The following is an 18,153-nucleotide window of genomic DNA, read 5'->3' on the forward strand; positions in this document are numbered from 1 at the left end:
CGGCACTGGCCTCACCGGCTGTGACCCAGGCGAGGCTGTGGCCGAAGGCATCGGCCTCCATCCCGCGCCGCCATTCACCCCAGGCTGCGCAAGTACGCCCAGGGGTAGATGCCGCGTTCGTGGCCATCGCTGAACAGCAGTTGCACGCCATAACCCTGCGGCTCGATGCGCTCCACCCGCACATCATCTGGCACCAGGCTGATGCCTCCGCGCAAACGCGCGGCGCGGCATTGCGAACAGGGACAGGCGCCGCGCAAACGGCGATGGCTGATGGCCTGCTCGGCGCCCGGCCAGCGCACGATCAGCTGCCGCGCCTCGCGCTGGTTGCAGATTGCGCAGGGGCTGTCCATCAAACCACACCGCGCAACTGCGCCTGGGCAATGCGCACCGCCTTGCGCACTTCCGGGTCACTGTCGTGCTCGGCTGCCTGCAACGCCGCCAGGGCACGACCCTGGCCCAGTTCACCCAGCGCCAGCGCAGCTTCCTTGCGCAGGTTGGCCACGGCATGGCCAAGCAGGTCTGCCAGGGCATCCAGCGCCTCGGCATGACGCAGTCGGCCCAACGCACGGGCGGCACGCAAGCGCACTTGCCAGAAGCCATCGCCCAGCGCAGCCTCAAGCGCCGGGCCGGCCTGGGAGTAGCCCACCTTGCCCAGTGTGGTCGCCGCCTCCTCGCGCACCTGCCAGGCCGGGTCATGCAATGCGCCTAACAACGTTGGCAACACCTGCGCATCACGGGCCAAGCCCAGCGCGCCAATGGCCGCGCGCCGCACCTCGGTATCAGGCTCATGCCCGGCCAACTCGGCCAGTGCTGGCAGTGCAGGCTCATGCTTGAGCCACCCGAGGATCCCGACAGCCTCGCGGCGCACGGCAGCGTCCGGGTCAGTCAGCGCCAGCAATGCCGGGACCGCTGCGTCTTCCAGGCGTATTTCACGCAACGCACGCAAGGCGCTGGCGCGGACAAACGGGTCAGCATGGCTGGCCCATGGCAGGATCAACCGCCCGGCGGCGGCGCTCTTCAGCTCGCCAAGGCTCTGCGCCGCGGCAAGGCGCACCGTCTCTGCGCTGTCGGCCAGCGCGGCACACAGAGCCTGCACCACCTGCGGCTGTTCCCAGGCTTCAAGCAGGCGCGCCGCCTCGGCGCGCACCTCATCTGCGCTATCGACCAGCAGCGCATCGGTGAGCCACGGCAGGGCTTCTGGGACCTCAAGGTCGGCCAGCGCGATCAAGGCAATATGGCGCACGCCCGGGTCGGCAGCCTCCAGGCGCGGCAGCAGTTCGAGAATGTCGGGATTATCGGTGCTTGTTCGAGTCATAGCGCGATCCGTAGCGGCGGGTGGTCGTTGGCTGGCAAGCCCAGCGGGGTCAGGCGCGGCAATTCGCGCCCATCTTCGTGGCGCAACAGGGCCAGGCAGTGACGCTTCAAGTGGGTGAATTCAGGGCTGGTCAGCAGGCTGGTGCGGCGCGGGCGCGGGAAGTCCAGACGCAGGTCCTCGATGAAACGCCCGGGGCGTGGGCTCATCACCAGGATGCGGTCGGCCAGGAACAGCGCCTCGTCGATGTCATGGGTGACGAACACCACCGTGGTACGGATGCGCGCCCAGATGTCCAGCAGCAGCTCCTGCATGCGCGACCGGGTTTGCGCGTCGAGCGCACCGAACGGCTCGTCCATCAGCAGCAGCCGCGGGCGGTTGATCAGTACCCGGGCAATCTCGGCCCGTTGTTGCATGCCCCCCGACAGTTGGCTGGGCCAACGCCCGGCAAACTCGGCCAGGCCCACCAGTTGCAGCAATTCAGCCGCCTTTCGATGGCGTTCGGCCTTGCCCAGGCCTTGCATCTTCAGGCCAAAGGCGACGTTGTCGAGGACGTTGCGCCAGGGCAGCAGGGTGTGCTGCTGGAACACCATGCCACGCTGTGGCGAAGGCCCGGAGATGGGCTGGCCGTCCAGGCTCAACCGGCCAGTACTGGGTATCAGGTGCCCGGCCAGCGCGCCAAGCAAGGTCGACTTGCCACAACCGGAAGGCCCGAGAATGCAGACGAATTCGCCAGCTTCCACCGCCAGATCCACACATTGCACCGCCTCGAACGCCTCGCGGCCCTGCCCCAGACGGATCGATAGCGCATGCCCGTCGACCCGCCCGGGCTGGTGATAACGGTTCATCAGCCGGCCCTCCCGGTGCGATACCAAGGGGTGACAAACGCCCCAAGGCACTTGACCAGGGCGCTGCTGCCCATGCCGAGCACACCGATCAGCAGCATGCCGACGATGATGTCCGGGTAGTTCTGCAAGGTGTACGACTCCCAGGTGTAGTAGCCGATGCCAAACTGCCCGGAAATCATTTCGGCAGTGACCAGGCAGAACCACGAGGTGCCCATGCCGATGGCCAGCCCGGTGAAGATGCTCGGCAGCGCGCCGGGCAGTACCACTTCGCGCAGAATCGCCCCACGCCCGGCACCCAGGCTGCGCGCCGACGCGACCAGGCGCCGGTCGACGGCCTCGACGCCATGCACGGTATTGAGCAGGATCGGGAACAGCGCGCCAGTGAAGGTGATGAACACCATCGACAGTTCCGCCGAAGGGAACATCAGGATCGCCAGCGGGATCCACGCCACCGCAGGAATCGGCCGCAGCACTTCGAGCGGTGGCAGCAGAGTGTCTTCGGCCCATCGGGAGCGACCGATCAGCAGCCCCAGGGTCACCCCCAGCAGCACCGCAGCGGCATACCCGACCAGCACCCGCGTCAGGCTGCTGGTGAGATGAGCCAGCAGCGCGCTGGAGGCGAGCAACTGCCAGCCTGCTTCGAGCACTGCCCCGGGCGCCGGGACATAAGTGAACGTCAACAGGCCAAGGTCAAGTTTCACGCTGGCTGCCAGCTGCCAGAACAGCAGGCAGGCCAGCAGCGAAACCAGGCGCAACGGCCAGCGCTTGAGATCGTGGATCATGCTCATGCCTCCCGATCAGCGCTGGGCGACCAGCTTCTGGTTGGCGCTGACGAAGTCCAGCGCCTCACCGCCATGGACCTTGGCGTACTGCTCGGCCTGGTCCTTGAGCAGGAACGCCGTCAGTTCGCCCTTGCCGTTGCGCACGAACCAGGCCTGATTGGCCAGCAACTTGATACCACTGTCTGCAGCCTGGGCGTAGATGGCGCGAACATCCTTGCCTTCCTGCTCAAGCTGGGCCAGGTCGCCAAGGGCGGCTTCCGGCGAAGCGTAATGGCGGACCTTGGCTTCACCGCGCACCCAGATCTGCGCCAAGCGGCTGAAGTCGGTGATCGGCTTGCCGGTGAGCGCATCGTTGGCCACGAGCGGCAGTGGCTCGTAGTTGTGCAGTGCCTTGTCGTAGTCCAGGCCGGCCTGGCTGAAGGCAGCACGGATGTAGCGGTCATCGATGAAGCTGGCGGTGTCCAGGCCGCGGTTGGTCTTCTTCAGCAGCTTGAGGGTTTCGATCGACGTTGCTACGGCGTTGCGGTACTCAGGCTTCCAGGTCAGGTCGCGGGTCTGCAGGCCAAGTGGGCCATGGAACAGGTAGTTGACCTCGGCTTCGATGCCGGTGACCTGCTCGATCAACTCGCTGTACTTCTCCGGCTCGGCGGCAATCAGGCGGTCAGCCTCAAGGCTGGCGCGCAGGTAGGCGGTAACCACCTCGGGGTATTGCTGCGCATAGTCGGCATCGACCAGGGCGCCGTGCAGGGTCGGGGCATTCGCCTGGGCGCCATCGTAGATCTTGCGTGCGAAGCCGCGGTTGGGAAACAGTTCGGCGAACGGCACGAAGTCGGCATGCGCATCGATGCGGTTGCTGCGCAATGCAGAGCCGGCTATTTCCGGGGCCTGGGCAATGATGCGCAGGTCCTTCTGCGGGTCCCAGCCCTGTGCCGCAACGGCGCGCAGCAACATGCCGTGGGCGGTGGAGGCGAACGGCACGGAAATGGTCTTGCCCTTGAGCTCGCCCAGCGACTGCACGGCTGACGACGCCGGCACGACAATGCCGTTGCCGCTGCCATGCACGCTGCCCGACAGTACGCTGATGAACAGGCTGCGCTTGCCGGCCTCCAAGTGGGCGACACCATTGAACGAGCCGGGAAAGTCAGCCATGGCACCGAAATCCAGTTTGCCGGCGACCATTTCGTTGGTCAGTGGTGCCCCGCTGGTGAAGTTCTTCCATTCGATCTGGTACTTGGCATCCTTGTACTTGCCGTCGTGCGGCAGGTACTTGTCGAGCAGGCCCAGTTCGCGAATCAGCAGCCCGCCGGTAGCGCAGTTGATGGTGGTGTCCTGGGTGCCGATGGCGATGCGGATGGTTTCGGCGCTGGCATGCAGGCCGGCGAACGCCAGCGCGAGGCCGGCCACAGTTGCTACAAGGCGCATGGGTGTCTCCCCTCGAATCGTTTTGAGTTCTGGCATCGTCTCCGCCACCGGGCTTGGGTGGTGGGAAACGAGGGGCATTGCAGGTGGGCGTCCGGGGGTATTCCGGATGGCTGGGTTGCCTGGCTGGCTCAGCGCAGCAGGTAGGGAATATCGACCTTGACCGCGCCGGTGGGGCAGTCCTTCTCGCAGGGCATGCAGTACCAGCATTCGTCGAAGGCCATGTACGCCTTTTGCGTCGCCGGGTTGATGGCCAGCAAGTCCATGGGGCAAACCTCGACGCACACCGTGCAGCCTTTTTCGGCAATGCACTTGTCTTCATCGATGGTCACCGGCGCACTGCTGCGGAAGAAAATATCCTGTGGCTGATAAGCCATTTCACGGGGTCCTCGGGGCCGTTGGCCCTCGTTTCTACGGAGGTTTGCACCTTCTCTATGGGCGCGGGCTGGCGCGCGATCAGGCGACGCAGTGCGTGGCAGCTTCACCGATGTTGGTGGGCAAGCCCGCTTCCACGTCGGCCTTGACTCGCAAGCGGTCGTAGGCGGCCTGCTCTTCAGCATCCACGGCAATCAGGTACGGCTCGACCGCTTTCCTGAAGCTGGTCATTTCACCGTTACCGCCCTTTTTCAGGTGGCAATGGCAGAACCATTCGCCATCGTTGCGTTCGGGGAAGTCCACCCGGTGGTGATAAAGGCCCCAGCGACTTTCCTCGCGGAACAGGGAGGCCCGGGCAGCCATTTCGGCGCAGTCTCGAATAACCGAGACCTCCATCGCACGCATCAACTCATGCGGGTTGCTGGCTTTCATCTGCGCCAGGTCGCGCTCGATTTCGGCGAAGCGCGCCAGGCCGATCTCCATCTTCCTGGTCACCTTCGGCGGCTGCAGGTAATCGTTGACCATGCGCCGCAGCTTGTACTCGACCTGGGCCGGCGGCAGGCCATGTTCGCGCTGCAGGGGGGCGAATACCCGCGCCCGCTCACGTTCGACCTGCGCCATATCGACCTCGGCCAACTCGCGCCCGGCCACAAACTTTGCGGCATTCACCCCGGCAAACCAGCCATAGGTGAAAGCACCGAGCATGTAGTTATGCGGCACTGCGGCCATGTCGCCGGCGGCATACAGGCCCTTGACGCTGGTCTCGGCCTTTTCGTTGACCCACACTCCCGATGCCGAATGCCCGGAACAGAAGCCGATCTCGGAGATGTGCATTTCAACCATGTGCTGGCGGTAGTCAGTGCCGCGCCCGGCATGGAACTGGCCACGGCTGGGGCGCTCGTTGCTGTGCAGGATGTCTTCGATGGTCTGGATGGTCTCCTCGGCCAGGTGGTCGAGCTTGAGGAACACCGGGCCGTTGCCACCTTCGAGTTCCTGGTGAAACTCCCACATCATCTGCCCGCTCCAGTAATCGCACTCGATGAAGCGCTCGCCCTTGCTATTGGCGGTATAGCCACCCAGCGGGCCGGTGACATAGGCACAGGCCGGGCCGTTGTAGTCCTTGATCAACGGGTTGATCTGGAAGCACTCGAGGTTGGCCAGCTCGGCGCCGGCATGGTAAGCCATGGCGTAACCGTCACCCGCGTTGGTCGGGTTCTCGTAGGTCCCCATCAGGTAGCCGGACGACGGCAACCCCAGGCGCCCGGCGGCCCCGCAGGCGAGAATCACCGCCTTGGCCCGCACCACGCGGAACTCGCCGCTGCGGCAGTCGAAGCCGAGGACACCCGCCGCCGCCCCTTCGCCATCGAGCAACACACGGGTGCAGACCATGCGGTTGCTGATCTCCACCCGGGCGCGCTTGAGCTGGCGGTACAGTACCTTCTTGATATCGTGCCCTTCGGGCATCGGCAGCACGTAGGCGCCCATGTGGTGAACCTTCTTCACCGCGTAGTCACCGGTTTCGTCCTTCTCGAACTTCACGCCCCAGCGGTCGAGCTGCTCGATGGTCTGGAAACTGTGGGTCGCGTAGGCATAGACCGTGGCCTGGTTGACGATGCCGTCATTGGCCACGGTGATTTCCTTGGTGTATTGCTCGGGGGTGGCGTGGCCGGGAATGATGGCGTTGTTCAGGCCATCCATACCCATGCTGATGGCACCGCTGCGCTTGACGTTGGCTTTGTCCAGCAGCAGCACGCGCAAGTGCTTGTCTTGCTCCTTGGCCTTGATCGCCGCCATCGGCCCGGCAGTGCCACCGCCGATGACGATGATGTCGTAGTCCTGGGTCTGGATACTCATGCCTTGCTCCCCTTCTGGCGGTCGATGCGCAGGCGGTACTGGAAGGCATCGCCGCGGTAATACAGGTGTTCGAAGTCCAGGGGTGTGCCATCGGCGGCGTGGGTCAGACGCTCGATACGCATGATTGGCGAACCCTCTTCCACCTCCAGCGCCTGGGTCAGGTCGCTGTCGGCCAGCACCGCATCGATCGCCAGGTCGGCGTGGCCGAGCGCGATGCCGCAGTCGTTTTCCAGCAGCAGGAAAATGTCACGGGTGACCAGATCGGCCTTTTCCAGTTTTTCGCCAACGGCCTTGGGCAACCAGGTCAGTTCCAGGGACACTGGCTCGCGGTTGATCAGCCGCACGCGGTGGATCTCGGTGACCAGGCTGCCTTCCTCGACCTGCAGGCGCGCCGCCACCATGGCACTGGCGGGCACATGACGGAAGCTGCGCAGGCGGTTGATCACTTCGTAACCCATCTGCGTCAACGACTCGCCCAGGCCCTGCAGTGTGCTGACGTTCTGGAACGCCTTGGGCTTGGCGACGAAGGTGCCTTTACCGTGGATCTTGAAGATCAGCCCTTCTTTCTGCAGGTCGCCGAGCGCCTGACGCACGGTAATGCGGCTGACATTGAACGCCTTGCCCAGCTCGCTTTCGGAGGGCATGCGGCTGTGCGACGGATAGGTGCCGTCAAGGATGCGCTCGCGCAGCAGTTCCTTTAACTGGGTATAGAGCGGTACCGGGGACAGGGGAAGCAATTCGGCCATGGGTCTCTTCGCTGATCGATGACTTGTTATAACAAGTTGTGACCAGAGCCTAGAGGGTATAAGACTCGACAGGCAAATACTGATATCGCATATGGTTAGATGGATTTGCAGTGGCTTGCGCCGGCGTGTCTGGCCCCTCCGGCCTGAAGAAGGAAAAACAGCTACAGATCAAGGCGATGGACGCCATCGGCACAGATGGGTATCATGCGTGCGCGTTGCACTCGTAGCTCAGCTGGATAGAGTACTGCCCTCCGAAGGCAGGGGTCGTGGGTTCGAATCCCGCCGAGTGCGCCATCTACTTCAAAAGCCCGCCCTAGCGCGGGCTTTTTCGTTTGTGCGCCATGTCGCGCTTCTGGCACTCCCGTACCACCGTTCATTGGTGTTAGCGTGGACATCTTCCCGTTCCCGACGGGTTACCCACACAATGATTGGCGAAGGAATGCGCACAACCATGCACCTGAAAAAACTTACCGCCACCGCCCTGCTGCTAGCCAGCATCGGTCTTTTCACCCTGCCGGCCCAGGCCAACCTTACCCAGCAGCAGTCCGCTGCCATCGTCAAAGCCTTCGACGGCAGCGACCCAAGCGACTTCAAGCAGTTCCTCGGCAAGCTCAAGGGCAATGATCTGGCCAAGGCCGACAATCTCGAGGCAACGCTGGATGCCTACCTGGCCGGCAAGCCACTGGCAGCCGAGCAACAGAACGACATCAACCGCCTGCTCGGCCTGTATACCCGCATCAAGTACGGCAAGGCCGCCAGCGAAACCCTGCGTGAACTGGTGGCTATCCCGACCTTCAATGTCGCAGGCATACCGCAGCACGAGAACCCCGAGTTCCTCAAGATTGCCGACAGGATAAAGGCCCTTGCCGAGAGCTTCGGCCTGGCCTTCCGCAACATCGACAACCGGGTGTACGAGATTTCGCTGGGCAGTGGCAAGGAAGTGGTCGGCATTCACGCCCACGCCGACGTGGTACCGGTCAACCCGGACAACTGGAAGCTGGCCGATGGCACGCGCCTGGACCCGTTCAAGGTGACCCTGGTCGGAGACCGCATGTATGGGCGCGGTACTGAAGACGACAAGAACGGCATTGTCGTGGCGATGTACGCACTGAAAGTGGCCAAGGACGAAAACCTGCCACTGGCCCGGCAGTTCAAGCTGCTGATCGATACCACCGAAGAAACCAGCGGCGATGCCATCCCGTACTATTTCGAACGCAACCCCACGCCGGACTACAACCTGGCGCTCGACGGCGGCTATCCGGTGGTGATCGCCGAGAAAGGCTACGGCACGATCATGGCCAGCTTCAGCAAGCGCCCGGGCACGGGCAAGGGTGCGGAAATCGTCAACCTGACCGGCGGCCTGGCCACCAACCAGATTCCGACCACCTCGGTGGCGACACTGGTCTCCGATAACCCGGCACAGCTTGCCAAGCATCTGCAGCAGGCCGGCACCAAGTACGTGAAGCAGCATGGCGGCGATTTCAGCATCGACGCCAAGCCCGAAGGCGACACCGTGGTGCTGACGGTGACCGGCGTTTCTGCCCACTCTTCGGAGCCGGAATCCGGGGTGAACCCAGTGGCGCGCATGCTTGATTTCATCAATGGCCTCGGCCAGCAGGTGCCAATCAAGCACAACCACTTCACCGATGCCGCCCGCTACGCCGCCGACAACTGGGGCCTGGACTACCTCGGCAACAAGCTTGGCGTGGCCTTCAAGGACCCATTCATGGGCCCGTTGACGGCTTCGCTGACTTTTGTCGGGGTTGATGACAAAGGCCTGAAACTGGCCGTGAACCTGCGCATCCCCAAAGGCAAGCCGATCGCCACGATCAAGGACGAGCTGGCCGACAAGCTGGGCAAATGGACCCGGCAAAGCCACACCTCGGTGGCCTTCGACTACAGCCTGGACGAGCCGATGTACCGCAACCCCGAGGGCGAATGGGTCAAGGCCCTGCTTGATGTCGCCACCGAGAACCTGGGCATGAAGCACGAGTTCGGTACCTCGGCAGGGGCAACCTCGGTGCACGACCTGCCCAACGGCGTGCAGTTCGGCCTGGCCATGCCGGACGTGAAATACACCGGGCACAACGACAACGAGTTCAAGACCGTGGAACAGTTCATGCTGGACCTGCAGGTGGTGAGCGAGATGGTTGCGCGAATCGGGCAGATGCCGAAGCTCTGATTGGCAGTACCGGCCTCTTCGCGGGCACGCCCGCCGCCACAGGATGCCCCGCCGCTACCTGTGGCAGCGCGCTTGCCCTCGAGGGGCGGTACAGGCAGAGCACATTCATGACGTTTTTCAATCGACTCCATGCCGTTTCCTGCATTGCCGTGCAGAGCGCAGTGCCGGATGCTTTATTTACTCCGAGACATGGCTTTTCCACCCGCAGAGGCTCGTATGAAGACCGTCGAACAAATCCTCAAGACCAAGTCCCAGCACCAGACCGTTTACACCATCGGCCCGGATGACTCGGTACTCGACGCCCTGAAAATGCTGGCGGAGAAAAACGTCGGTGCGCTGCCCGTGGTCGAGGGCAACCAGGTGGTGGGTATCATCAGTGAACGGGACTATGCGCGCAAACTGGTGCTCAGGGGCCGCTCTTCCGCTGCCACGCCGGTGCGCGAAATCATGAGCGCTCCGGTGGTCACCGTTGAGCCGAAGCAGAACCTCGAGTACTGCATGAACCTGATGACCAACCGCCACCTGCGCCACCTGCCGGTGGTCAGCAATGGCGAACTGCTCGGCCTGCTGTCGATCGGTGACCTGGTCAAGGAAACCATCGCCGAACAGGCCCGCCTGATCCTGCAGCTGGAACAGTACATCCGCGGCGAATGAATACCCTCAATGGTAGGCGCGCTCCAGTTCGTCCAGTTGATGGTCGAAGCTGCGCAGGCGTGCCGACCAGGTGTACACCAGCACTTCCAGGTCACGATTGAGCACGGCGGTGTTGCCATGGCCGCTGTGGGTGGGCTCGCCCAGGTCCAGCTGGTAGCGCTCACGGGCCATCGCCTGGGCAACGCTGGACAGGTCGCGGGCATTGGCCAGCCAGTGGTGATGATGGTCATGAATCTCGCGGTCCAGCACCCGACATTGGTGTTTCAGCGCATCCAGACTCTGCTCCAGCGGTGTGCCTTTCAGCTCGCCCATGACTTCTTCGAAGGTGCGCCCGGAATGCCAGTAGCTGCCCCAGAAATAGCGATCGAACACCGTTTCGACGCGGCGCAATGCCACCTTGGTGTTCCAGATGGTCAGTAACGTTCGCCCCTGCACCACTTCGCGCTTGTTCAGGTGCAGTTGCTGCCAGGCGATCCAGGTCAGCGCCACCAGTGCCACCGCCACGGTGACCGCAGCAGCGGCATACAGGAAATGCACAGCCTGGTTCATCTGTTGCGCCTGCCTGATGCCATAGAAGTAACTGGCCGTCAGGGTGCCCAGGATGGTCACGGAGCACCAGAAACCCGGTGCGTAGGGATCTTTCATCGCGCTATCCCCTTGTTGTTTTCCTGAGCATAGCAACGGCCAATCACTCGTCAGCCACCACTCGGCGCTTTATTTCTTGCGCGGGTGCAACGCCTCGTTCAGTTGGTCGATCATCGGGATCCAGTCGTCATCCGCGATGTACTTCTCTTTCAGGAACGCACGCTGTGAATCGCTCCAGAAAGGCGCGTCAACCAGCTTTACATCGTCATCCAGCGGCGAATGGGTGGTGATGAAGCGGTCGATGTCGACCGGATCGTCAGACAGCCCCAGCTGTTTGAAAATCTCAGACAACGGATGAATCGGCTTGTCCATGGTTCCTCCTCGGCGCCGGGCCGGTCGTCAACGATGCCGGCCCGGCATGGGTTGGGAGCATCAGCTGAGCTCGCGCACTTCGGCGCGCGGCACCAGCTTGAGATATTGCTCGATGCTCATGTGGATCAGGTGATCGTGGTCACCCGCCTCCAGATAGACATCGCCCTGGCGGGTAAGACTCGAATCAAGCAGCATCTTTATCTGGTAGGCATCGCCAAGCGCCGGTACGGCACCGCGCTCGCAATCGCCGAACAGGCTCGGCAGGCCACTCTCGCGGGTCAGTTGCCAGGCCCCGGACATGCGCACCTTGGTCATGTCCAGGTGCCGGTTGGCCGGTAACACGGCCATGATGTAGTTGCCATGACGGTCATCGAGCACCACCGACTTGGCGACTCGTTCCGCGGGCACCCCGGCCGTGCGGGCCGACTCCAGGCTGGTGGCCGAATGGGGATGGGGAATGATGTCGTAGTCGCAGTTGGCCTGGGTCAGGCGATCCTGCAGAGTCTTTGCCATACGCATGATGCACCTCCGGTTTCGTCCCCCAATGTCCAATTCTAGGTCGGCTACCGACCGGCAGGGCTAAACTTGTGCAATAGAACACACGAGGTGACGACAGGTGATTGCCCGCTACTGGCGCTGGCTGTTGCTGCTGTTGCTGCTTGGCATCGCGCCGGGCGGCCAGGGTGCGCCCGGTGCCGTGTGGGTGCTGGGCATCGACGATGCCATCGGCCCGGCCAGCGCCGACTACCTGGTGCGCAGCCTCGACCAGGCCCAGGCGCAGGGCGCGCAACTGGTAGTCATCCGTATGGATACCCCGGGTGGGCTGGACAGCGCCATGCGCCAGATGGTCAAGGCGATTCTCGCCAGCCCGGTACCGGTCGCCACCTTCGTGGCCCCAAGCGGGGCCCGCGCCGCCAGCGCCGGTACTTACATTCTCTACGCCAGCCACATCGCGGCCATGGCGCCAGGGACCAACCTCGGCGCCGCCACGCCGGTACAGATCGGCGGCCCGCCCGGCGCTACCAGACAGGACAAGGCCAAAGGCAGCGCTGACGAAACCCTCGCCCGCAAGCAGGTCAATGATGCCGCGGCCTACATACGTGGGCTGGCGCAGCTGCGCGGTCGCAACACCGACTGGGCGGAGAAAGCCGTGCGCGAGGCGGTAAGCCTGTCGGCCAGCGAGGCCTTGCGACTGAACGTGATCGATCAGGTGGCCGATGACCTACCCGGGCTGCTGCGCAAGCTCGATGGCCAAACCCTCACTATCGCGGGCCAGCCCCGTCAGCTGCAGACCACCGGCGCCAGCCTGGTCGAGCACTTGCCGGACTGGCGTACACGGGTACTGGCGGTAATCACCAACCCGAGCGTGGCGCTGATCCTCATCATGATCGGGGTGTACGGCCTGCTGTTCGAGTTCATGAACCCTGGCTCGACGGTCGGTGGTGTGGTTGGCGGCATCTGCTTGCTGCTGGCCCTATATGCGCTGCAGCTGCTGCCGGTGAGCTTTGCCGGGGTGGCCCTGATAATGCTCGGCCTCGCCTTCATGATCGGCGAGGCCTTCCTGCCCAGTTTCGGCGTGGTCGGCTTTGGCGGCATAGTCGCTTTCGTGGTCGGCGCGCTGATCCTGATCGACACCGACGCCCCCGGCTTCGGCATTCCACTGGCCCTGATCGGCACCTTGGCGCTGCTCTCGGCGTTGCTGATCGGCGGTGTGATGGGCATGGCCCTCAAGGCCCGTCGCCGAGCGGTGCTCAGCGGCGATGCAGGCCTGGTTGGCAGCATGGTCACGATCACCGGGGTAATGGCCGGCAACCCGCTCTGCGGTTTTGTCCTGGCCCAGGGCGAGCAATGGCAGGTGCAATGTGCAACGCCATTGCAGCCAGGCCAGCGCGTGCGGGTGACAGCCCGCCAAGGTGTCATGCTGGAAGTGAGCGCCGCCGCACCTGCGGCGCAAGGAGAGTGACCATGTTCATGCAACTGGGTTTCGGCGCGGTACTGGTCGTACTGCTGATGCTGTTGCTGTCGGCGTTCCGCATCCTGCGCGAATACGAGCGCGCGGTGGTGTTCCAGCTGGGCCGCTTCTGGCAGGTAAAGGGGCCGGGGCTGATCCTGTTGATTCCGGTGCTGCAGCAGATGGTGCGGGTCGACCTGCGCACGGTGGTGCTGGATGTGCCGCCGCAGGACGTGATCACCCGCGACAACGTCTCGGTCAAGGTCAATGCCGTGGTCTACTTCCGTGTGCTTGACCCGCAGAAAGCGATCATCCAGGTCGAGGATTTTCTGGTGGCGACCAGCCAGCTGGCCCAGACCACTTTGCGCGCCGTACTGGGCAAGCACGAACTGGACGAGTTGCTGGCCGAACGCGAACAACTGAACGCGGACATCCGCCAGGTGCTGGACGCCCAGACCGACGCCTGGGGTATCAAGGTGGCCAACGTCGAGATCAAGCACGTCGACCTCAACGAATCGATGGTGCGCGCCATTGCCCGCCAGGCCGAGGCCGAGCGCGAACGGCGGGCCAAGGTCATCCATGCAGAAGGCGAGTTGCAGGCGTCGGAGAAGTTGATGCAGGCAGCGCAGATGCTGAGCAAGGAGCCGGGCGCGATGCAGTTGCGCTATATGCAGACGCTGGGGGCGATCGCCGGTGACAAGAGCTCGACCATTGTCTTTCCACTACCGGTAGAGTTGCTCAAGGGGTTGATGGACAAACAGAAATGACTGGCGGCCCGTTGCGCGCGACACCAGGCCGCTCCTGCAAGGAACGCATAACGCCTGCAGGAGCCACCTCGGGTCGATCAGACTGGCGCGCGGCGCAAGGTCGCCAGGAAGGTTGCAGCCCCCAGGAACAACCCGGCAAAGGTCCGGTTCAGACGCTTCTGCTGCCTGGGCGTACGCAGCAGGCGCAGCACCCGCGCAGCCAGGCCGGTGTAGCCGGCCATTACCAGCATGTCGACAGCGACCATGGTCACGGTGATGGCCACGTACTGCGGCAGCAGTGCGGCATGCGGGTTGATGAACTGTGGCAGCACCGCCAGCATGAACACCAGCGCCTTGGGGTTGCTGACGTTGACCAGGAAACCACGGAACACCAGGCTCAGTGGCTTGCCGATCGGGCGCACGCCGGAGTCATCGCTCATGTCCAGCGGCAAGGCCCGCCACTGCTTGTAGGCCAGGTACACCAGGTAACCGACCCCGAACCATTTGATGATGTGAAACGCCGTGGCCGAAGCGGCCAAGATGGCACCGACGCCGGCGGCAATGATGGCAATTTGCACAACCAGGCCCAGCTGCAGGCCCAGGGCGTTCCAGTAACCACGCCAGAAACCATATTGCAGGCCGCTGGACATCGAGGCAATTGCCCCGGCGCCGGGTGAAAGGCTGATCACCCAACAGGCGGCAAAGAAGCCCAACCACACGTCCATCGACATCACACACCTCGCTCGAACATATGTTGCAAAACGTAAAGCTAAGGTGTTGATGAAAAAATAACCAGCAGATTTTGCAGTATTTGTATTGCCTGCACCCGCGAAGAGGCCGGTACTGGTTTCAGTCAGCCTCGGCCGGCGACTCTTGTTGCGGCGACTGCACCTCAGCGCCGCGCCAGCGCCGCACCGACTTCTGGAAAAACTGGCTGTTCGGTACCTGCACCAGTGCCCCTCCCGCCTCGGGCATTTCCAGCAGGGTGGTGAACAGCAGGTTGATGGCAATAACCCGGCCCTTTACCCCTGGCTTGTCCAGGGTGTCGACCAGTTCGACCACGTCGCCGATGCGAAACGGCCCGACCGTGAAGATCAGTACCGCGCACAGCAGGTTGGACAGCACGCTCCAGATGGCGAAGAACGCCACCGCCGCCACCGCGACGAAGCCGGACAATGCCGTCCACAGCACCGTTGCCGATACACCCAGGCGCTCCAGCACGAACAGCAGCGCGCTGCCCATGATCAGCCAGCGCAGGCCACCGCGCACCGGCACCAGCAACTCCGGCGGCAATGGATAACGCTGGCCCAGGCGGCTCAGCCCACGGGCAATGATGCGCTGCAGGACGAACGCCGCCACCAGGATCAACAGAATCTGCAGGCCCAGCCAGAAGGTGTCCATCCATTGCCCTGGCAGCAGCGAACGCAGTTCTTCCATCAGGACAGTGCCTCGAGCTCGGCCTGCATGCTTTCAAGGGTTTCCAGCGCTTCCATCCAGGCCTCTTCCAGTTCGCCTTCGCGCTGCTTGAGCTTGGTCTGGCGCGCCAGCAGGTCGCGCAGTTCATCCTTGCGCGCCGCGTCGTAGAGGCCACCATCACCCAGCGCGGTTTCGATCTCGGCCAGTTGTGCGTGTACCTGGTTGAGCTCGGTCTCGAGCTTGTCGGCGGCCTTCTTGTGCGGGGCCAGTTGCTGGCGCAATGCGGCGGCCGCCTGGCGCTGGGCTTTCTTGTCGGTCTTGTCCGGGTTGACCGGGGCATTACTGGCCGGCGCGCTGCGCTGGCGGAATTCGACCAGCCAGCGGCTGTAGTCGTCCAGGTCGCCGTCGAAGGTTTCAACCTTGCCGTCGGCTACCAGCAGAAAGTCGTCGGTGGTGCTCTTGAGCAGGTGGCGGTCGTGGGACACCACCACCACAGCACCGGCGAACTCCTGCAGGGCCATGGTCAGCGCCAGGCGCATTTCCAGGTCGAGATGGTTGGTCGGTTCGTCAAGCAACAGCAGGTTCGGCCGCTCCCAGGCGATCAGCGCCAGCGCCAGGCGGGCCTTTTCGCCACCGGAGAAATGCACCACCGGCTCGTCGACACGGTCGCCATGGAAGTCGAAACCGCCAAGGAAATCGCGCAGCGTCTGTTCGCGCTCGGCAGGGGCGATGCGCTGCAGGTGCAGCAGCGGGCTGGCCTTGTCGTCCAGCGAGTCCAGCTGATGCTGGGCGAAGTAACCGACAGCAAGGTTTTCGCCCCGTACCAGGCGGCCGGACAACGGCTCGAGCTCGCCTGCCAGGTTCTTGATCAAGGTCGACTTGCCGGCACCGTTGGGGCCGAGCAGACCAATGCGTGCCCCTGGAGTGAGCTGCAGCTTGACCTTGTCGAGAATGGCTTTGTCACCGTAGCCCAGGCGGCCTTCGGACAGGCTCAGCAGCGGGCTGGAAATCTTTTGCGACTCGCGGAAGACGAAGTCGAATGGCGAATCGACATGCGCCGCCGACAGCTCTTCCATGCGCTCCAGGGCCTTGATCCGGCTCTGGGCCTGGCGCGCCTTGGTGGCCTGGGCCTTGAAGCGGGCGATGTACTTTTCCATGTGCGCGCGCTGCGCCTGTTGCTTCTCGTAGGCCTGTTGCTGCTGCGCCAGGCGCTCGGCACGGGTGCGCTCGAAGGCGGTGTAGCCGCCTTTGTACAGGTTCAGCTTGCGCTGCTCGACATGCAGCACATGGTCGACCACGGCATCGAGGAAGTCGCGGTCGTGAGAAATCAGCAACAGCGTGCCGGGGTAACCCTTGAGCCAGTCCTCGAGCCACAGGATTGCGTCCAGGTCGAGGTGGTTGGTGGGCTCGTCGAGCAGCAGCAGGTCGGACGGGCACATCAGTGCCTGGGCCAGGTTCAGGCGCATCCGCCAGCCCCCGGAGAAGTCGCCGACGCGGCGGTCCATCTGCTCGTTGGTGAAGCCCAGGCCGGCCAGCAACTTGCGGGCACGTGCATCGGCGGTATAGCCGTCGGCGCTTTCCAGCTCACTGTGCAGACGTGCCAGGGCGGTGCCATCGTGGGCCTGCTCTGCCGCAGCCAGCTCGGCCTGCACCTTGCGCAGGCGCGCATCACCGTCAAGCACATAGTCCACAGCCAGGCGGTCGAGCGTGTCGACCTCCTGGCGCATGTGGGCGATGCGCCAATCCCCGGGCAGTTGGCAATCGCCGGCATCGGGCGACAGCTCACCACGCAGCAAGGCGAACAGGCTGGATTTTCCGGCACCGTTGGCGCCGATCAGGCCGGCCTTGTGACCGGCGTGCAGGGTCATCTCGGCGCCTTCTAGCAAGCGCTGCGGACCACGCTGTAAAGTGAGGTTGGATAGTCTGATCATGATGGTCGCGGAGTCTACCAGCTTCCTCGGCCCATAGCGCGAGTGGAACCATGCACACCGACCTGTGGAATTATGCCCTGGCCCTGTACGCCAGGCCCGGCGTGGAAGCGGCCTGCCTCGCCTTGCAGGCGCAGGGTAGCGATGTCTGCCTGTTGCTTTGCGCAACCTGGCTGCAAGCGCATGGCGTGGCTGTGCTGGACGAACGCGCGCAGCGGCTGCGCGAGGTTGCCGAGCCCTGGCAGCGTGACGTGGTCGCGCCGTTACGCAACTTGCGGCAACAGTGGCGCACGGCGGCGCAGGGTGATGCGCAGCTGGCGGTGCTGCGGGATCAGGTGAGGCAGTTGGAATTAGAGGCCGAAAAGGCCTTGCTGGAACGCTTGCAAGCGTGCGCACAACAGTGGCCCGCGGACGCCGATGTGCCCGCGGACGACTGGCTGGCCCGGCTGGTACCGGACCTGGCCCGCCGCCACGACGCGCTGGACCAGTTGCGCGTCGCGGCGACCGCGCTTCAGGATGCCGAAGACGGCGCCTGAACCGAGGTACTGGCGGGTGCCGAAGGGGCCACCGAAGCGGCAGGAGTAGCCGAGTTGGTCGCGCCGACCGGGCTGCTGGCAGCGGGCGTGGCCGGCTTCGTTTCGGCGGGCTTGGCCGCTGCTGGTTTGGCCGCGGTACGGGTTGGCGCTTTTGCAGCAGCCGGTTTCACGGCGGGCTTGGTAGCAGCGGTCTTGGCTGGAGCTGGCTTGGCAGCTGCGGTGGTCTTGGCCGCTGGCTTGGCTGCCGGTTTGGCCGCAGCAGCGGTCTTGGCCGCTGGCTTGGCTGCCGGTTTGGCCGCGGCAGCGGTCTTGGCTGCTGGCTTGGTCGCAGGTTTGGCAGCAGCGGTTTTGGTTGCTGGCTTGGCCGCCGGTTTCGCAGCAGCGGTTTTGGCTGCTGGCTTGGCCGCCGGTTTGGCAGCAGTGGTTTTGGCTGCTGGCTTGGCCGCC

General features: G+C 63.9%; 19 protein-coding genes, 1 tRNA gene and 1 pseudogene. 6 read left to right on the top strand and 15 right to left on the bottom strand.

From position 1 onward, the window contains the following. Nucleotides 1–74 precede the first annotated feature (74 nt). The 8 genes from B4L76_RS22870 to B4L76_RS22905 form a co-directional block, all read right to left on the bottom strand. Nucleotides 75–350, bottom strand: a complete 276-nt coding sequence (locus tag B4L76_RS22870; RefSeq protein ID WP_296235351.1) for a DUF971 domain-containing protein — start codon at nt 348–350, stop codon at nt 75–77. Continuing rightward, on the bottom strand, nt 350–1,315 hold the full coding sequence (locus tag B4L76_RS22875; RefSeq protein WP_296235352.1) for a HEAT repeat domain-containing protein: 966 nt from the start codon (nt 1,313–1,315) through the stop codon (nt 350–352). Before B4L76_RS22875 ends, B4L76_RS22870 begins: the two co-directional genes overlap by 1 nt. Next, nucleotides 1,312–2,160, bottom strand: coding sequence for an ABC transporter ATP-binding protein (locus B4L76_RS22880; protein ID WP_296235353.1), 849 nt, complete (start codon nt 2,158–2,160; stop codon nt 1,312–1,314). The genes B4L76_RS22875 and B4L76_RS22880 overlap by 4 nt, the downstream gene beginning before the upstream one ends. After that, nucleotides 2,160–2,942, bottom strand: a complete 783-nt coding sequence (locus B4L76_RS22885) for an ABC transporter permease (RefSeq protein WP_296235354.1) — start codon at nt 2,940–2,942, stop codon at nt 2,160–2,162. The genes B4L76_RS22880 and B4L76_RS22885 overlap by 1 nt, the downstream gene beginning before the upstream one ends. Before the next feature lie 15 nt (nt 2,943–2,957). After that, on the bottom strand, nt 2,958–4,364 hold the full coding sequence (locus B4L76_RS22890) for an ABC transporter substrate-binding protein (RefSeq protein WP_296235355.1): 1,407 nt from the start codon (nt 4,362–4,364) through the stop codon (nt 2,958–2,960). A 128-nt stretch (nt 4,365–4,492) separates the two neighbouring features. Further along, a complete protein-coding gene (locus B4L76_RS22895; protein ID WP_011531611.1) occupies nt 4,493–4,738 on the bottom strand; it encodes a 4Fe-4S dicluster domain-containing protein in 246 nt (81 codons plus the stop codon). Between the two features lie 79 nt (nt 4,739–4,817). After that, entirely contained in the window at nt 4,818–6,590 is a 1,773-nt protein-coding gene (locus B4L76_RS22900; protein WP_296235356.1) for a fumarate reductase/succinate dehydrogenase flavoprotein subunit, read from the bottom strand. After that, nucleotides 6,587–7,336: a GntR family transcriptional regulator gene (locus B4L76_RS22905; protein WP_296235357.1), complete on the bottom strand. Its 750-nt coding sequence runs from the start codon at nt 7,334–7,336 to the stop codon at nt 6,587–6,589. Before B4L76_RS22905 ends, B4L76_RS22900 begins: the two co-directional genes overlap by 4 nt. 217 nt (nt 7,337–7,553) lie before the next feature. On the opposite strand from B4L76_RS22905, the gene B4L76_RS22910 reads away from it, so the two are divergent. From B4L76_RS22910 to B4L76_RS22920, 3 genes are all read left to right on the top strand, one after another. Further along, nucleotides 7,554–7,630, top strand: a tRNA-Arg gene (locus B4L76_RS22910). Nucleotides 7,631–7,787: 157 nt separating this feature from the next. Continuing rightward, nucleotides 7,788–9,518 (top strand): dipeptidase, encoded by a 1,731-nt coding sequence (locus B4L76_RS22915; protein ID WP_296235358.1) that lies wholly within the window; start codon nt 7,788–7,790, stop codon nt 9,516–9,518. A 216-nt stretch (nt 9,519–9,734) separates the two neighbouring features. Further along, nucleotides 9,735–10,172: a CBS domain-containing protein gene (locus B4L76_RS22920; RefSeq protein WP_296235359.1), complete on the top strand. Its 438-nt coding sequence runs from the start codon at nt 9,735–9,737 to the stop codon at nt 10,170–10,172. 6 nt (nt 10,173–10,178) lie between these two features. On the opposite strand, the gene B4L76_RS22925 is transcribed toward B4L76_RS22920, so the two are convergent. The 3 genes from B4L76_RS22925 to B4L76_RS22935 all read right to left on the bottom strand — a co-directional run bounded on the left by B4L76_RS22925 (nt 10,179) and on the right by B4L76_RS22935 (nt 11,648). Next, complete coding sequence (locus tag B4L76_RS22925) at nt 10,179–10,817, bottom strand: NADH:ubiquinone oxidoreductase subunit N (RefSeq protein WP_296235360.1); 639 nt, start codon at nt 10,815–10,817, stop codon at nt 10,179–10,181. A 69-nt stretch (nt 10,818–10,886) separates the two neighbouring features. Next, on the bottom strand, nt 10,887–11,129 hold the full coding sequence (locus B4L76_RS22930; RefSeq protein ID WP_289131614.1) for a DUF2789 domain-containing protein: 243 nt from the start codon (nt 11,127–11,129) through the stop codon (nt 10,887–10,889). A 60-nt stretch (nt 11,130–11,189) separates the two neighbouring features. Continuing rightward, entirely contained in the window at nt 11,190–11,648 is a 459-nt protein-coding gene (locus B4L76_RS22935) for an aminoacyl-tRNA deacylase (RefSeq protein ID WP_296235361.1), read from the bottom strand. A gap of 97 nt (nt 11,649–11,745) precedes the next feature. On the opposite strand from B4L76_RS22935, the gene B4L76_RS22940 reads away from it, so the two are divergent. Continuing rightward, complete coding sequence (locus B4L76_RS22940) at nt 11,746–13,092, top strand: NfeD family protein (RefSeq protein WP_296235362.1); 1,347 nt, start codon at nt 11,746–11,748, stop codon at nt 13,090–13,092. A gap of 2 nt (nt 13,093–13,094) precedes the next feature. Then, entirely contained in the window at nt 13,095–13,847 is a 753-nt protein-coding gene (locus B4L76_RS22945) for a slipin family protein (RefSeq protein ID WP_296235363.1), read from the top strand. Nucleotides 13,848–13,924: 77 nt separating this feature from the next. On the opposite strand, the gene B4L76_RS22950 is transcribed toward B4L76_RS22945, so the two are convergent. The 3 genes from B4L76_RS22950 to B4L76_RS22960 all read right to left on the bottom strand — a co-directional run bounded on the left by B4L76_RS22950 (nt 13,925) and on the right by B4L76_RS22960 (nt 17,173). Beyond that, complete coding sequence (locus tag B4L76_RS22950; protein WP_296235364.1) at nt 13,925–14,557, bottom strand: LysE family transporter; 633 nt, start codon at nt 14,555–14,557, stop codon at nt 13,925–13,927. A gap of 118 nt (nt 14,558–14,675) precedes the next feature. After that, nucleotides 14,676–15,263 carry a mechanosensitive ion channel family protein gene (locus B4L76_RS22955; RefSeq protein WP_296235365.1) on the bottom strand — a complete coding sequence of 196 codons (588 nt, stop codon included), beginning with the start codon at nt 15,261–15,263 and terminating at the stop codon, nt 14,676–14,678. After that, nucleotides 15,263–17,173, bottom strand: coding sequence for an ATP-binding cassette domain-containing protein (locus B4L76_RS22960; protein WP_296235366.1), 1,911 nt, complete (start codon nt 17,171–17,173; stop codon nt 15,263–15,265). The genes B4L76_RS22955 and B4L76_RS22960 overlap by 1 nt, the downstream gene beginning before the upstream one ends. A 50-nt stretch (nt 17,174–17,223) precedes the next feature. Between B4L76_RS22960 and B4L76_RS22965 the strand changes: the two genes are divergently transcribed. Next, nucleotides 17,224–17,706 carry a TIGR02444 family protein gene (locus B4L76_RS22965; RefSeq protein WP_296235367.1) on the top strand — a complete coding sequence of 161 codons (483 nt, stop codon included), beginning with the start codon at nt 17,224–17,226 and terminating at the stop codon, nt 17,704–17,706. Here the strand turns inward: B4L76_RS22965 and B4L76_RS22970 are convergent. Next, a pseudogene (locus B4L76_RS22970) lies at nt 17,682–18,153 on the bottom strand (transcriptional regulator); the annotation flags it as partial. The gene B4L76_RS22965 and the pseudogene B4L76_RS22970 overlap by 25 nt on opposite strands.

The sequence above is a fragment of the Pseudomonas sp. UBA4617 genome (assembly GCF_002386445.1).
Taxonomy (GTDB): Bacteria; Pseudomonadota; Gammaproteobacteria; order Pseudomonadales; family Pseudomonadaceae; genus Aquipseudomonas.